We start from the raw sequence: 14,734 nt of genomic DNA on the forward strand, positions 1-14,734 counted from the left end.
CTGCGGGCAAAGCAATGTGCAGACTGATCATGAATATCCCCGGTTGATCGGCTTGTGCAGATCATTCTGTGTTCTCGAATATCTGTCCAGTGTCGTTGTAGGAGGTCAAGCTGTGACGGTGGCGGGGCGGTTCGGGCCAAGCGATGCATGGCGTAGAACTTGTGTCAGAATGATCAGAACGGCAAGCTGGCCGGACAAAACAGCAGGCCAGATCAGCGCAAACTGCGCATCAAAGTATTTCTGCGGCCCGAATGAGATCAGCGCGGCGACCGCCGCAAAGACGGTCAGCGCCTTTGCATATCGGCCAGAGAGCGGCCCGATGATGATGGCCGCCGCCGCCGCAGACGTCGCGGCTGCAAGGCCCGCGCCTCGAACGAGACGCTTTATGAATGGTACGGGGACAAGACTGGGCTTTTTTAGTGACAACGCGCAACAGGTGCGGCAGGCGTTGGAGCATCACCTGAACATGCAGGACGACCCGATCAAAACACTGCGTCATATCGGACCGATCCTGCTCGATCTGCTGCTGGGCGCGCGGGCGGTCACGCTGAACCGGGCCGCAGCTGCAGATCTAAGCGGTGAATTAGGGGCATTCATCTCGCAACAAGGGCGCGAACCGTCGGGCCGCTGATTGGGCAGGTTCTTCTGCAAGCGCGTGACCGGGGGCAGTTGCACTTTGACAGCGTTATCGATGCGCTAGAGCTCTATCTGGGGCTTCTGGTTGGTGACCTGCAGATCAGGCGGGTCATCGGACGGGTGTCCCAACCCACGCAGGCGGAAATGGCACAGCGCAGCGCACAGGCTGTTGCGTATCTGACGACACTGCTCAAGGACTAGGGTTCAGGCGCATCAGCCCGCGCAATGACGCGGATTTCGACCAGCGCGCCGGGGCGCCGCAATCCAGCCACCTCGACCGCGGTCCAGGCCGGGTAGGGCGGGCGGACATAGTCGCCATGCACCTTTTCAAACATGTCAAAATGTCTGGCCATGTTGATGTGATAGCTTGTCATCTCAACCACAGCACCAAAATCCGCGCCGATTGCGGCAAGCAGACCGTCGATCTTGTCGAATGCAGCGCGAAACTGGGTTTCAGGGTCGCTTGACATGGTGCCATCGGGCGCGCTGCCGGTCATACCGGTAAGAAACAGATGCCCATGCGAAATGACGCCCGGCGACAGCCTCAGCGGTATGTCTGCGGCGCTTAGACCGTCGGGATAAACCGCGCGATGGCTCACGCCGGTTCGCGCAATACGCGCGGCACCTTGAACTCCACGTTCTCCTCGGCGGTGACGACCTGTTCGACAATCACGTCGAACCGGGCGCGAAAGGCGTCAATCACCTCGTTGATCAGTACTTCCGGGGCCGATGCACCTGCCGTGATACCCATTGACGTGATCCCGTTAAGTGCGCGCCAGTCGATATCGGTGGCGCGCTGAACCAGCTGGGCATAGTTGCAACCGGCCCGCGCGCCTACCTCGACCAGTCGCTTGGAATTTGATGAATTGGGGGCACCAACAACCAGCATCGCATCGCATTTGGGGGCCATCGCCTTGACCGCTTCCTGCCGGTTAGTGGTGGCGTAGCAGATATCTTCCTTATGCGGCCCGACGATGGCCGGAAAGCGCGCCTGCAGGGCGGCCACGATATCGGCGGTATCGTCAACCGAAAGGGTCGTCTGCGTGACAAAGGCCAGCTTGGCCGGGTCGCGCACCTGCACTGCCGCCACATCCTCGACCGTTTCAACCAAAAGAACTTCACCCTCGGGCAATTGCCCCATCGTGCCCACGGTTTCCGGGTGACCAGCATGACCGATCATGATTATCTGCAACCCGTTATCGGCATGGCGCTGCGCCTCGATATGAACCTTGCTAACCAACGGACAGGTGGCATCGACATAGATCATTTCGCGCTTGGCTGCTGCGGCAGGGACCGCCTTTGGAACACCATGCGCGGAAAAGATAACGGGGCGATCATCGGGGCACTGATCCAGTTCCTCGACAAAGACAGCCCCCTTGTCGCGCAAGCCATCCACGACGAACTTGTTATGCACAATCTCGTGGCGGACATAGACAGGCGCGCCCCATTTTTCCAACGCCATCTCGACAATCTTGATCGCCCGGTCAACACCGGCACAAAACCCGCGCGGGGCGGCAAGATACAAGGTCAGGGGTGGTTTGGACATCTGGATCCTCCGGTGTTGCTTACAGACGTAATCCGTCAGCGGGCTGAGGTCCAGCATAGCGGGGTGTGACGAATAGGCGTGCAGTGGCGGCGACAACGGGCGACGCTCCATACATTTTTGCATGCCCGCGATACGAATTCAGACAATTCTCATTGAAATGCGCATGGTTGATAAGGCGGCGAAAGGAGCATGACCATGCATATTCGCGCCACACTCGACCGTTACCCACCGACCTGGCTTATCCTGTCCGGAATTTTGGCTTTTGGCTATGGCATGATCCGCATCACACAGATCGGTCTTGCCCCGCTCTGGCTGATGGCACAGCGCGTAGTGCGCTCACCTCTGTCCGGACGGCGTTGGCCGGTTGTCCCTTTCCTCAATCGGAACATGTCGTTCCGGCGATGAATTCTTCGCCGGGTCACCTGTCCCGCGCGTAATCTGAAAAGATAAACCGATGAAACCTGAATCCACTTCCTCTGTGTTGGGGGCGGCCGATCACGTCATCCCTGTATATCAGCGATGGTTTGGCACCTGGCAGATTGCGATCGGCCGACGCCCGTTGGATCCCACACAACTGGCCACGCTCTATGACAAACATGCTGCAACATGGGACGCGAAGCTCAGGCGGCTTGGCGTGGTGAACGCCTATGCGACCATGCTGCAGCAAGCCTTCCCGCGCGGCACCTTTGATCAGGACAGGCCGCAGGTTTTGGATGCCGGGATCGGCACTGGTGCCCTGTCGCTTGCGCTGGGCCAAATTGTACGCGGTCCCCTGCAGCTCAGCGGCATCGACCTGTCTCATCGCATGCTGGTCGAAGCGGGCCAGCGCTTGGCTGAAACCGGATTTCGCCTTGATCTCAGGCAGGGGGATATCACGGCGCTACCTTATGAAGATGACAGTTTCGATGTGGTCATGACCGCGCACACGGTCGAGCATCTGGGGCGACCGGCAACAGCCCTGGCCGAGTTCCGGCGCGTCCTGAAGCCGGGCGGTTGCCTGATTGCCTGCGTAACCACACGCTCAGCATTGGCCACATACATCCAGATCCGCTGGCAAACGCATCGGATTGCCGTCACGGATATGCACCCTTTGCTGTTGTCGGTCGGCTTTGAAAACCCGCATGCGTTACGGTTTGACAAAGGCACCTCATTGCGCAGGATCAGCGTGCCTTACATCGCGCATAAGCCGCACAGGTGATCGCTCCGTTACATCACGCACACCGCTGATGCATTGAGAAATGTCAATGCCCGAGAGTCAGAAACATCCTATAAAACAAGGTATTACCGGACCGGGCAGATGCGCATCGTCGCCGCTCGATCCAAAAAGATTTTGTGGGGAAGGGTATTTGAAGAGATCGGCGGCATCATTCTCTGCAATGATGCCGCCTATTTGTATTCTGCAGAAAATGCCTTCACCAAGGAGGCGTCAGCTTTCCTCGGCGACCTCTTCCGCCGGTTCCGGACGTGGTTCGCGTGCGGGTCGTCCCACCACATCACGCAATTCGTCCAGTTCGATGAAATTATCCGCCTGACGGCGCAGTTCGTCGGCGATCATGGGCGGTTGGCTGCGGATGGTCGACACCACTGACACACGCACGCCCTTGCGTTGCAGCGCTTCGATCAGCGGGCGAAAGTCCCCGTCGCCCGAAAACAGAACCACGTGATCCACATGGGGGGCAAGCTCCATGGCATCGACAGCAAGTTCGATATCCATGTTCCCTTTGACCTTACGCCGGCCCATGCTGTCGGTATATTCCTTGGCCGGTTTGGTGACCATGGTAAACCCGTTATAATGCAACCAATCCACGAGTGGGCGGATCGGAGAGTATTCGTCATTTTCAAGCAAAGCGGTGTAATAGAATGCCCGAAGCATCTTACCGCGCCGCATGAATTCCTGACGAAGCAGTTTGTAATCGATGTCAAACCCGAGTGACTTAGCCGCTGCGTATAGATTTGATCCATCGATGAAGAGCGCCAATCGCTCGTCCCGATAAAACATAAATTGTCCTTCCAAATTGTATGTCTTGCAGTGTTGTCCCTGTGTGAGTGGTATGTGTGCGCAAGATGAAATTAATGTACGGCTTTATCACCATGTGGCAAGTAGAGAAAAATGGCGTCGGCGGGGGTTTGGCGCTTATTACATTAGGAAGTAATAATATTTCCCCGTGGGGTGACGCAACGGCAACTGTCCAAAAAGCCATGACAGCGGTATCCAAGGCCGCGCAAGTCACCGCAAAATATAGCGGATTGTACCAGACGCCGGCCTTTCCGCCAGGGTCCGGTCCCGATTTCGTGAATGCGGCAATGGCCTTTGTCACAGCTCTGTCACCTCACGATTTGCTGGCTCTTTTGCACGGGGTTGAGGCCGAAGCAGGGCGCGCAAGAACCGTCCGCTGGGGGCCGCGCACACTCGATATAGACCTGATCGGATTGGGCGATACGGTCTGCCCTGATGTGCAAACACAGACGCATTGGCGCGACCTGCCGCCCGATGCCCAGACCCAGGCAACCCCCGATCAACTGATCCTGCCGCATCCGCGGGTACAGGACCGCGCCTTTGCCTTGGTGCCGCTGGCAGACGTCGCACCGGACTGGCGGCATCCAGTTCTGGACCAGACTATCTCGCAAATGCTGTCGGCCTGCGCTGAGGACGATATCGCCTCGGTTGTCCCGCTCGGCCAATAGAATAGGTGACCGCCAGACATGCGGGTGACGACCCAAAACGGTCAGGATCGACTGACCAGGGTTGTCGACGTAAAAACTGATCTCGGGGCAATGTATCTCAACCCCCTGAAAAACTCTGCGGCAGCAGGTTTGCAGGGCTTGTCAATCCCCCTTGAACCCAATAGATAGGCGGCTTCTGAAACACCTCTTGACTGCAGGAGTATGCCCTATGGCCCGCGTCACCGTCGAAGATTGCGTCGATAAAGTTCCCAACCGGTTTGAGCTTGTGATGCTTGCGGCCCATCGCGCCCGCGAAATTTCCGCCGGTGCGCCGATCACGGTGAACCGCGACAACGACAAGAACCCTGTTGTATCCCTGCGCGAGATTGCAGAAGAAACCCAGCAGGCCGACGATCTGCGCGAGCGCATGATCGAGGCCAACCAGACCCAGATCGAGGTTGATGAACCGGAAGAAGACAGCATGTCGCTGCTGATGGGGGCCGAAACCGACAAACCTGTCGAAGACGACATGTCAGAAGAGAAATTGCTGCGTGCGCTGATGGAGGCGCAAGGGCAGCGTTAAGCGCGCCAAGCTGCGGTGTCATTCCGATCGCACAGAGATAAAGAACCCCGATAAGGATGATCCTGAGCGGGGTTTTCTTTTGCGTTGCGATGGTCAGGTTACATCCAGACCGGGCGGTTTCGCCAAACCCGACCGCGTTGACGGAAGTTTGTTCTTCATGACCATCGTTCTCTTCCCCAAACGAAGCGGGCTGCAAAACGCTGTCGCACACATGCCCGGTTGGTGAATGTCCGGGAAAATCATGCGCCGATTGTGTATAGTCTGGCCAGAATAGTGGCATTGGTCAGCGTGACGCGGCATGGCTTACCCCCGACTCTCTGATGGCGGGAACTCTCGGCGCAACGAATGACGTGAATGCGGGGTCACGCGGCGGACAATAATGTCGTTGTCAGGGTGGTAAGAAGCGCAGTCCAAAGCAAATCTGCCGGAAATGCTGATTTCTGCGCCAGCGACGTTAGAAATAGCCTATTCCTTTGTCGTTCAATTGCTTAGAAACGGGCGATTGTGACCAGAAACATGTGGCACGCCGTATCAGGCAACGCCACCAGATGCCCTAGACCGGCCGTGCAATGAAAGGCGCAGAACCAGATGACGACGGCGGACGATCTCATTGCACTGGTCCGTACCTATAACCCGCGCTCGAACGAGTCCCTGCTGCGCGATGCATTTGTCTTTGGTGAGCAAATGCATGAGGGCCAGTTTCGTCATTCCGGCGAACCCTATTTCTCGCATCCTGTCGCGGTCGCGGGTATCCTTGCTGAACAGCAGATGGATGACGCAACCCTCGTGACCGCCTTGCTGCACGACACGATCGAAGACACCAAAGCGTCTTTTGCAGTCGTGGAAAAAAGGTTCGGGCGCGAAATTGCGGAACTGGTCGATGGGGTCACAAAACTGACCAACCTGCAACTCAACTCGACCGAAACCAAACAGGCCGAAAACTTCCGCAAACTCTTCATGGCGACATCGCGCGATCTGCGGGTGACCCTCGTCAAGCTCGCCGACCGTCTGCACAACATGCGCACCATCAAATCCATGCGCCCCGAAAAGCAGGCGCAAAAGGCGCGCGAGACGATGGATATTTTCGCCCCACTCTCTGGCCGCATGGGGATGCAATGGATGCGTGAAGAGCTTGAGGATCTGTCATTCCGCGTCCTCAACCCCGAAGGGCGCAACTCGATCATCCGGCGGTTCATCACGCTGCAGCGTGAAGCAGGCGATGTGGTGCAAAAGATCACGGCTGATATGCGCGTTGAGCTGGAAAAGGCCAACATTCAGGCCGATGTTGTCGGTCGGGCCAAGAAACCCTATTCGATCTGGCGCAAGATGCAGGAAAAGGATCAGGGGTTCAGCCGCCTGTCCGACATCTACGGTTTCCGCATCATCACTGCGACCGAGGCGGATTGCTACCGCGTCCTTGGTGCGATCCACCAACGCTGGCGGGCGGTGCCGGGACGGTTCAAGGATTATATCAGCCAACCGAAATCAAACGGCTACCGGTCGATCCACACCACCGTGTCCGGGCGCGACGGCAAACGGGTCGAGGTCCAAATCCGCACCCGCGAAATGCACGAGGTTGCAGAAACCGGGGTCGCCGCCCACTGGTCCTACAAGAACGGGGAGCGGGTCGAAAACCGGTTCGCCGTCGATCCGGTCCACTGGATTTCATCCCTGACCGAACGTCTGGACGAAGACCAGGACCACGATGAATTCCTCGAAGCCGTCAAGCTTGAGATGTATGTCGATCAGGTGTTCTGCTTCACCCCCAAGGGCGACGTGATCAAACTGCCGCGCGGGGCCACCCCCATCGATTTCGCCTACGCGATCCACACCCGGATCGGGTCAGCCTGCGTGGGGGCCAAGGTTGACGGGTTGCGCGTCCCGCTCTGGACCCGGCTGAAAAACGGACAATCGGTCGATATCATCACTGCGGAAGGACAAACCCCGCAGGCCACGTGGATCGACATCGCTGTCACCGGCCGCGCGAAAACAGCCATCCGGCGCAGCCTGAAAGAGGAAGACCGGGAACGGTTCATCCGGCTTGGGCGGGAACTGGCGCGGGTGGCGTTTGAGAATGTGGGCAAGCGATCAACCGAAAAGGCCTTGCGCACAGCGGCCAAGGCGCTGGCCATCGACACGGTCAGTGATCTTCTGTCACAACTCGGCAGTGCCGAAATCACCGGGCGCGACGTTGTGCGCGCGATCTATCCCGAATTGGAAAACAAGCAAGGGGACGAGATTGACCAGGGCCGCGCCGTTGTGGGCCTTGCTGCAGATCAGGTCCAGCAGCGCAGCCCCTGCTGTCAGCCTGTGCCGGGTGAACGGATCGTCGGGATCACCTATCGCGGTCACGGGGTCAAAATCCATGCCATCGATTGTGAGGCGCTGGCCGATTACGAAGACCAGCCCGAACGCTGGATTGACTTGCGCTGGCATGAAGGGACGCACAGCCCGGTCAATACTGTTACCTTTGATGCAACAATCACAAATGATTCCGGTGTGCTGGGGCGGGTTTGCACGTTGATCGGGGAACAGAACGCCAATATCTCTGACCTGCGATTCATTGACCGGAAACCGGACTATTTTAGGTTGCTGATTGACGTGGATCTGCGCGACGCAGAGCATCTGCATCGCGTCATCACCGCGCTCGAGGCTGAAAGCAACGTGTCCTCCATCGCGCGGTATCGGGACCCCGGTCTCGCCAGTACGGGAAGGAAGACGAGTCTTGGTGTTCAAACGCAGGGATAGACGGCCGATCTGGCGGATTGTCGTCGACTTCTTCTATCCCCGTGGCGGTTGGACAAGGGCGGCGCACTACGTCAAACATCGGATCCGGCGTTTGCCCGACACGCCGGAAAAAATCTCGCGCGGGATCGCGGCGGGCGTCTTTACCACCTTTACCCCGTTCTATGGCCTGCATTTTGTCATCGCCGCCGGATTATCGCTGCTGATGCGGGGCAATGTCTTTGCGTCCTTGCTGGCGACGTTCTTTGGCAACCCCCTGACCTACATCCCGATCGGCTATGCATCGCTCGGCACCGGCTATCTGCTGCTGGGGCGCCCGTTTGACGCTAAACTGATCGGCATCGGCGAAGACATCCCCGAAGACTTCTGCGCCCTTGGTTGCCAGTTCGGCAATGCGTTTTCTGACCTGTGGCATAATTTCATGGCGATGTTCACTCCGGCCACTGCCGACTGGCACGGGTTGATCGATTTCTATCACGAGGTGTTCTACCCCTACATGATCGGCGGGATCATCCCGGGCCTCATCTGTGGGACGGTGGCTTACTACTTTGCTGTGCCCCTGATCACCGCCTACCAAAAGCGGCGCAAAAAGGCGCTGCGCGCCAAGCTTGAGCAGCTGACGAAAAAGACGCCATCTGCGGATGACGCGGGTCAGTGACCGCGCTAGGTTGGCCGTAAAAGGGGAACGCCGATGACCGAAAAACTGCGCCTTGGGGTAAATATCGACCACGTGGCCACCGTGCGCAATGCGCGTGGCGGGGCCGTGCCTGACCCGATCCGCGCCGCCATCATGGCGGAAGAGGCCGGGGCAGATGGAATCACCGCACATCTGCGCGAAGACCGGCGGCACATATCTGACGCCGATATCGAAGGGTTGATGGCCGCCCTCAAGACGCCGCTGAACTTCGAAATGGCGGCCACCAAAGAAATGCAGAAAATCGCGCTGCGCCACAAACCCCACGCGGTCTGCATCGTGCCGGAAAAGCGCGAGGAACGGACAACCGAAGGCGGGCTCGAAGTCGCCCGAGAAGAAAACGCGCTCGCCCATTACATCGCCCCCCTGCGCGATGCCGGTTGCCGGGTGTCGATCTTCATCGCCGCCGACCAGCGCCAGATCGAAGCCGCGCACAGGATCGGCGCGCAGGTCATCGAACTGCACACCGGCGCCTATTGCGACGCCCATGCCGAAGGGCGGTTCGACGAACGGGATGAGGAACTCAAGAAACTCACCGACATGGCCGCTTTCGCCGACAGCCTCGGGCTTGAGGTGCATGCAGGCCACGGTCTGACCTACGATTGCGTCGGCCCCGTCGCGGCCCTGCCGCAGGTGGTCGAACTCAATATCGGTCACTTCCTGATCGGCGAAGCGATCTTTCGCGGCCTGACCCCCGCCATCACCGAAATGCGGCGGATCATGGACGCCGCCCGCGCCGGACAACCTACATGAGCGGGTTTGAACTCGTGGCAATCTGGCTTGCCTGGGTTTTTGCAGGCGCCAGCCCGGGTCCCGCGACATTGGGGATTGCCAGCACCTCCATGGCGCTGGGCAGGCGGGCAGGGGTCCTCTTTGCTCTTGGCATCCTGACAGGCGGGGCCACCTGGGGCATTGCCGCAGCGCTCGGCGTCAGCGCGTTGATGCTGGCCCACGCCTGGGTATTCGAAGTCTTGCGCTACGCGGGTGCCGCCTATCTGATGTATCTGGCCGCCAAGTCACTGCGCTCCGCCATGTCGGACAAGCCCGGCCTGACAGGAAAGGCACAAACCGGCACGCCCTCGCGCATCTATGCCAAAGGGGCCCTGGTGCACCTGACCAATCCGAAAGCGATCCTGAGTTGGGGTGCGATCTACGCCATCACACTGCCGGCGGATGCCAGCGGCACGGATCTCGCCTTCATGTTCTGCTTTCTCTATTCGGGCGGGGTCTTGGTGTTCCTGAGCTATGCGTTCTTGTTCTCATCGGGGAAAGTCGTGCAAGGCTACACCCGTATGCGCCGCTGGTTCGAAGCCACGTTTGCGCTCTTGTTCGGCGCGGCGAGCCTCAAGATCCTGACAACCCGGATTGCGGCATGAGCATCGGCAAACTGCAGGTCACCGATGCCGAACGCGACGCCATGCGCGCCGTCACCGATCACGCCTGCGACCTCAAACGCCAAGGCAAATCCATTATTTTCACTGCCGCCATCGTCATGGATGATCAGGTCGTGGCCACCGCCAGGAACGAGGCCGCGGATACCAACGATGTCAGCCGCCATGCAGAGGTTGTGGCCATCGCGAAGGCCACTGACGCGCTGGGCACACGTGATCTGTCTGGGGCTACCCTTATCGCGTCCTGCCAGCCCTGCGAGATGTGCCTGTCGACGATGCGCTGGGCGCGGATCGACCGGGTGATCTTTGCCGCCCAGCAGGCCAATACCAAACCCGAATATTTCCGCTTTCCAAAACTGACGATCACGGATTTCCACGCCGCCTGCGACGGGGCCTTTGAATGGCACGGCGGGCTGGACGAAGACCGGGTGGCCCATATCTACGCGGCAAAGGACAGCCAATGATCCGACACATCGTTCTTATGGCGCTGACCCCCGATCACGACGCAGGCGAACTGGCCGACATCATGCAGCAGCTTGCGGCGTTGGTTGATCACCTGCCGGGGTTCACCGATTTCGAACACGGACCCAACCGGGATTTCGAAAACAAATCCGCGCAATACCCGTATGGTTTTGTCGGGACGTTTGGGGATGCCGACGCGCTGAACACATATGCCAACGACGCGCAGCACAGTGCGCTGGGCGCACGTCTTGTGGCGCTTTGCCAGGGCGGGGCGGACGGGATCATGGTGATTGATCTGGACATGGGCGCGTGATGACTGCCACAAAATCCTCTTGGAAAGCTTACAGAACCGCAACGATGGGGTCCGACGTTTTGCCGACGCAGATCCGACGCGATGCCGACAGCGTTTTTTCGGGGTTTTCATGATCCTCGGCGTCGGCACCGATCTTGCGAATATCGACCGGATCGCAGGCACGCTGGAGCGGTTCGGCGACCGTTTCCGCAACCGTGTTTTCACCGAAATCGAACAGGCCAAGGCCGAACGGCGCAAGGACGTCGCCGGCACCTACGCCAAACGCTGGGCGGCCAAGGAAGCATGCTCCAAAGCACTCGGCACCGGCCTCGCCATGGGCATCGCGTGGAAGGACATGTCGGTTACCAACCTGCGCAGCGGCCAGCCCATCATGCATGTCACCGGCTGGGCCAAGGAACGTCTGGACAAGATGACCCCACCCGGTCACGAGGCGATTATTCACGTGACTTTGACCGATGATCACCCCTGGGCGCAGGCCTTTGTGGTGATCGAGGCGCGGCCCATCGCTTGACAGTACAGGCGCGCAGCCTCATGTAGCCCCAAACGTTCAAAGGATATCAAAATGGCCGAGAAAAAAGGCTTTATCGGCGGCATTATCGAGACGATCAAGACAGTGTTCTGGGCGCTGGTGATCGCCGGTATCTTCCGCACCGTCTTTTTCCAGCCATTCTGGATTCCGTCCGGTTCGATGAAAGACACGCTGCTGATCGGCGATTTTTTATTCGTGAATAAAATGGCTTACGGGTATTCCTATGCCTCCTGCCCATCAATCCGCATCCCCCAGATCGGGGTCGATCTTGGGGCGGAAGATTTCTGCGGCTGGTTTGAAGGCTATGACGACCGGCTGTTCGGTTCTGATCCGGAACGGGGCGATATCGTTGTGTTCCGCCATCCCGTCGATGGGCGCGACTTTATCAAGCGCCTGATCGGCCTGCCGGGTGATCGCATCCAGATGAAAGATGGGCGGCTTCACATCAATGATGAGCCGGTTCAGGTCGAAGATGCAGGTGTGTTCGTGGAAACCTATGAACCGCAGGGACCGCTGGGCGGGTTGCCGGGCTGTGCAAACGGTGCCGTAGGCCTTGGGGCCGTGTGTGAAAAGGAACGCCAGATCGAAACCCTGCCCAATGGGGTCAGCCACGCCATCCTGAATATCGGCGACCGCCGGACGGATAACACCGGTGTTTTCACAGTGCCGGAAGGGCAGTTTTTCTTCATGGGCGACAACCGCGACAACTCCACCGACAGCCGCGTGGCCCAGGCCAGCCGCGGTGTCGGTTTTGTCGAACGCAAGGATATCGTCGGGCGGGCCGACCGCGTCATGTTCTCGTCCGCCGGACGGTCCATGCTCGCCTTCTGGACGTGGCGCAGCGACCGGTTCTTCAAGGCATTGGATTGATCCGTGCGGCACGTGATCATCGGACTGCCACTGGCCATCGCGTTGATCGGTGCCGTGTTTTACTGGAGACCGTACTGGATCCCCAGCGGATCGATGAAACCGACCTTGCTGGTAGGAGATTACGTCGTTGCCACCCCGTTGTGGGGCGCGCCAGAGCGTGGCGATGTCCTCGCCTACCGTCACCCGACCAATGACGCCATTTTTATCGCCCGACTGATCGGCCTGCCGGGTGACCGGGTGCAGATGGTGGATGGGGGGCTAACGCTCAACGATCAACCCGTTGATCTGCAGAGTGACGGAAGTTTTATCGAAGTTATGGAACCGCAAGGTCCCGTCGGTGGGTGGCCCGCATGCGCCAATGACCCAGTCGGCATAGGCGGGGATTGCGAGAAACAGCAGCAGATCGAGACGCTGCCGAATGACATCAGTTATGCCATATTGAATATCGGGGATCGCGCCACCGACAATACCGGCGTGTTCACAGTGCCAGAAGGCCAATATTTTATGCTTGGCGACAACCGCGACAACTCCGTTGACAGCCGCATCGACCGGTTGCGCGGTGGCGTCGGCTTTGTACCCGCCGAAAATGTCCGCCGCCGCGTTGCCCGCATATTGTTTTCATCGGCGGGCCGGTCTTTGGCCGATGTTTCAAACTGGCGTTCTAACCGCTACTTCAGGCCGGTGCAATGAAACTGTCCGCAGACCTCAATACGTTTTCCGAACGGCTTGGCTATCAGTTCCGTCAGCCTGAACATCTGGTACTTGCTGTCACGCATTCCTCCATGGTCAGCCCGCACCGGGATGACAATCAGCGGCTGGAATTCCTTGGCGACCGTGTGCTGGGGCTTGTCATGGCCGAGGCGCTGTTGAAGGCCGATCCATCCGCTCCCGAAGGCCTATTGGCACCGCGTTACAACGCCCTTGTCCGGCGCGAGGCTTGCGCCGATGTGGCCCGTCAGATTGATCTGGGCAAGGTTCTAAAACTGGGTCGCTCCGAGATGAAATCAGGCGGTCGGCGGAAAGAGGCACTATTGGCCGACGCGATGGAGGCGGTGCTTGCCGCAATCTATATCGATGGCGGCTTTGACGCGGCCCGCGACGCCATCCTGCGGCTTTGGGGCAGGCGCATTCACAACGTGGCCGAAGATGCCCGCGATGCCAAAACCGCCTTGCAGGAATGGGCGCAGGCGCGCGGTGAAGTGCCGCCACAATATGTGGAAGTGGGCCGCACTGGACCGGACCACCAACCTGTCTTTACAATCGAAGTACGGCTCGCCTCCGGCCCTGCCGAACAGGCCACGGCCGGCTCCAAACGGCAGGCTGAACAGGCCGCCGCCAGCGCGCTATTAAAGAAAGTCGATACATGACCGATGCCCCGACCAAAGCAGGTTTTGTCGCCCTGATCGGTGAACCGAACGCTGGCAAATCCACTCTGCTCAACCGTATGGTGGGGGCCAAGGTGTCCATCGTGACGCATAAGGTGCAAACCACGCGCGCGCGCATTCGTGGCGTGGCGATGGCCGAAAATGCGCAGCTGATCTTTATCGACACGCCGGGGCTCTTCAAACCGCGCCGCCGGCTGGACCGGGCCATGGTCGCCGCCGCCTGGGGCGGGGCGGCCGATGCCGATGTGGTTGTTCTGATGGTCGAGGCGCATCGCGGTGTGACGGACGGCGTAAAAACGATCCTTGAAACACTGGCAGACCGGGCCGGTAAAAGCCCTGTAGCCTTGGCCATCAACAAGATCGACAAGGTCAAATCAGAGGTGCTGCTGGCCCTGACAAAGGACATGAATGACGCCTATCCGTTCGCCGAAACCTTCATGATCTCGGCAGAGCGTGGGCATGGCTGCGATGCCCTGCGGGACTGGTTGGTGACCCAAGTACCCGAAGGCCCGTATCTCTATCCCGAAGACCAGATCGCTGATCTGCCGATGCGCATGATCGCCGCCGAAATGACCCGCGAAAAACTGACGCTGCGTCTGCATCAGGAACTGCCCTACGAACTGACGGTCGAGACCGAAAATTGGGAAGAACGCCCCGATGGATCGGCCCGGATCGACCAATTGATCTATGTCGCCCGCGACGGACACAAGGGCATCGTGCTGGGCAAGGGCGGCGAGACGATCAAGGCGGTCAGCAAGGCGGCCCGGCTGGAGCTGGAGGAGTTTCTGGGGCGGCGCGTGCATCTGTTCCTGCAGGTCAAGGTGCGGCCAAACTGGCTGGAAGATGCGGAGCGCTATTCTGAAATGGGCCTCGATTTCAAAGATGGCAATGCATAAACCACCCGTCCCGGGCTTGA

General features: G+C 59.1%; 21 protein-coding genes. 17 read left to right on the plus strand and 4 right to left on the minus strand.

Features of this window, described 5'->3' with window-relative positions; genetic code table 11:
* Positions 1-105: 105 nt before the first annotated feature.
* Positions 106-426 (minus strand): hypothetical protein, encoded by a 321-nt coding sequence (locus ACFWW4_RS20975; protein WP_411892625.1) that lies wholly within the window; start codon positions 424-426, stop codon positions 106-108.
* Between the two features lie 10 nt (positions 427-436).
* Between ACFWW4_RS20975 and ACFWW4_RS20980 the strand changes: the two genes are divergently transcribed.
* Positions 437-631: a hypothetical protein gene (locus ACFWW4_RS20980; protein WP_411892626.1), complete on the plus strand. Its 195-nt coding sequence runs from the start codon at positions 437-439 to the stop codon at positions 629-631.
* A 14-nt stretch (positions 632-645) separates the two neighbouring features.
* Positions 646-837 carry a hypothetical protein gene (locus ACFWW4_RS20985; RefSeq protein ID WP_411892645.1) on the plus strand — a complete coding sequence of 64 codons (192 nt, stop codon included), beginning with the start codon at positions 646-648 and terminating at the stop codon, positions 835-837.
* Here the strand turns inward: ACFWW4_RS20985 and ACFWW4_RS20990 are convergent.
* Entirely contained in the window at positions 834-1,235 is a 402-nt protein-coding gene (locus ACFWW4_RS20990; RefSeq protein WP_411892627.1) for a RidA family protein, read from the minus strand. The genes ACFWW4_RS20985 and ACFWW4_RS20990 overlap by 4 nt on opposite strands.
* Positions 1,232-2,182: a 4-hydroxy-3-methylbut-2-enyl diphosphate reductase gene (gene ispH, locus ACFWW4_RS20995; RefSeq protein WP_411892628.1), complete on the minus strand. Its 951-nt coding sequence runs from the start codon at positions 2,180-2,182 to the stop codon at positions 1,232-1,234. The genes ACFWW4_RS20990 and ispH overlap by 4 nt, the downstream gene beginning before the upstream one ends.
* Positions 2,183-2,377: 195 nt before the next feature.
* Between ispH and ACFWW4_RS21000 the strand changes: the two genes are divergently transcribed.
* Together ACFWW4_RS21000 and ACFWW4_RS21005 are read left to right on the plus strand one after the other, a co-directional pair.
* On the plus strand, positions 2,378-2,587 hold the full coding sequence (locus ACFWW4_RS21000; RefSeq protein ID WP_411892629.1) for a hypothetical protein: 210 nt from the start codon (positions 2,378-2,380) through the stop codon (positions 2,585-2,587).
* A gap of 49 nt (positions 2,588-2,636) precedes the next feature.
* Complete coding sequence (locus tag ACFWW4_RS21005; protein WP_411892630.1) at positions 2,637-3,380, plus strand: class I SAM-dependent methyltransferase; 744 nt, start codon at positions 2,637-2,639, stop codon at positions 3,378-3,380.
* Between the two features lie 228 nt (positions 3,381-3,608).
* Here ACFWW4_RS21005 and ACFWW4_RS21010 read toward each other — a convergent pair whose 3' ends face one another.
* Positions 3,609-4,181, minus strand: a complete 573-nt coding sequence (locus ACFWW4_RS21010; protein ID WP_393932336.1) for an NYN domain-containing protein — start codon at positions 4,179-4,181, stop codon at positions 3,609-3,611.
* Between the two features lie 92 nt (positions 4,182-4,273).
* On the opposite strand from ACFWW4_RS21010, the gene folK reads away from it, so the two are divergent.
* The 13 genes from folK to era all read left to right on the plus strand — a co-directional run bounded on the left by folK (position 4,274) and on the right by era (position 14,714).
* A complete protein-coding gene (folK, locus tag ACFWW4_RS21015) occupies positions 4,274-4,867 on the plus strand; it encodes a 2-amino-4-hydroxy-6-hydroxymethyldihydropteridine diphosphokinase (protein WP_411892646.1) in 594 nt (197 codons plus the stop codon).
* Positions 4,868-5,075: 208 nt separating this feature from the next.
* On the plus strand, positions 5,076-5,429 hold the full coding sequence (gene rpoZ, locus ACFWW4_RS21020; protein WP_393932340.1) for a DNA-directed RNA polymerase subunit omega: 354 nt from the start codon (positions 5,076-5,078) through the stop codon (positions 5,427-5,429).
* A 588-nt stretch (positions 5,430-6,017) separates the two neighbouring features.
* Positions 6,018-8,177: a RelA/SpoT family protein gene (locus ACFWW4_RS21025; protein ID WP_411892631.1), complete on the plus strand. Its 2,160-nt coding sequence runs from the start codon at positions 6,018-6,020 to the stop codon at positions 8,175-8,177.
* The gene (locus ACFWW4_RS21030; protein ID WP_411892632.1) at positions 8,155-8,832 is read left to right on the plus strand and encodes a DUF2062 domain-containing protein; all 678 of its coding nucleotides are present in this window, start codon (positions 8,155-8,157) and stop codon (positions 8,830-8,832) included. The genes ACFWW4_RS21025 and ACFWW4_RS21030 overlap by 23 nt, the downstream gene beginning before the upstream one ends.
* Before the next feature lie 33 nt (positions 8,833-8,865).
* On the plus strand, positions 8,866-9,621 hold the full coding sequence (locus ACFWW4_RS21035; protein WP_411892633.1) for a pyridoxine 5'-phosphate synthase: 756 nt from the start codon (positions 8,866-8,868) through the stop codon (positions 9,619-9,621).
* Entirely contained in the window at positions 9,618-10,244 is a 627-nt protein-coding gene (locus tag ACFWW4_RS21040; RefSeq protein WP_411892634.1) for a LysE family translocator, read from the plus strand. The genes ACFWW4_RS21035 and ACFWW4_RS21040 overlap by 4 nt, the downstream gene beginning before the upstream one ends.
* The gene (locus ACFWW4_RS21045) at positions 10,241-10,723 is read left to right on the plus strand and encodes a nucleoside deaminase (protein ID WP_411892635.1); all 483 of its coding nucleotides are present in this window, start codon (positions 10,241-10,243) and stop codon (positions 10,721-10,723) included. Before ACFWW4_RS21040 ends, ACFWW4_RS21045 begins: the two co-directional genes overlap by 4 nt.
* Entirely contained in the window at positions 10,720-11,034 is a 315-nt protein-coding gene (locus ACFWW4_RS21050) for a Dabb family protein (protein WP_411892636.1), read from the plus strand. The genes ACFWW4_RS21045 and ACFWW4_RS21050 overlap by 4 nt, the downstream gene beginning before the upstream one ends.
* Positions 11,035-11,143: 109 nt before the next feature.
* The gene (acpS, locus tag ACFWW4_RS21055) at positions 11,144-11,545 is read left to right on the plus strand and encodes a holo-ACP synthase (protein ID WP_411892637.1); all 402 of its coding nucleotides are present in this window, start codon (positions 11,144-11,146) and stop codon (positions 11,543-11,545) included.
* Positions 11,546-11,596: 51 nt separating this feature from the next.
* Positions 11,597-12,433, plus strand: a complete 837-nt coding sequence (gene lepB / locus ACFWW4_RS21060; protein WP_411892638.1) for a signal peptidase I — start codon at positions 11,597-11,599, stop codon at positions 12,431-12,433.
* Positions 12,434-12,436: 3 nt separating this feature from the next.
* A complete protein-coding gene (gene lepB, locus ACFWW4_RS21065; protein ID WP_411892639.1) occupies positions 12,437-13,123 on the plus strand; it encodes a signal peptidase I in 687 nt (228 codons plus the stop codon).
* Complete coding sequence (rnc, locus tag ACFWW4_RS21070) at positions 13,120-13,800, plus strand: ribonuclease III (protein ID WP_411892640.1); 681 nt, start codon at positions 13,120-13,122, stop codon at positions 13,798-13,800. Before lepB (ACFWW4_RS21065) ends, rnc begins: the two co-directional genes overlap by 4 nt.
* A complete protein-coding gene (era, locus tag ACFWW4_RS21075; RefSeq protein WP_411892641.1) occupies positions 13,797-14,714 on the plus strand; it encodes a GTPase Era in 918 nt (305 codons plus the stop codon). Before rnc ends, era begins: the two co-directional genes overlap by 4 nt.
* The last annotated feature ends 20 nt before the right edge of the window (positions 14,715-14,734 follow it).

The organism is Yoonia sp. SDW83-1 (assembly GCF_046762885.1).
Classification (GTDB): Bacteria; Pseudomonadota; Alphaproteobacteria; order Rhodobacterales; family Rhodobacteraceae; genus Yoonia.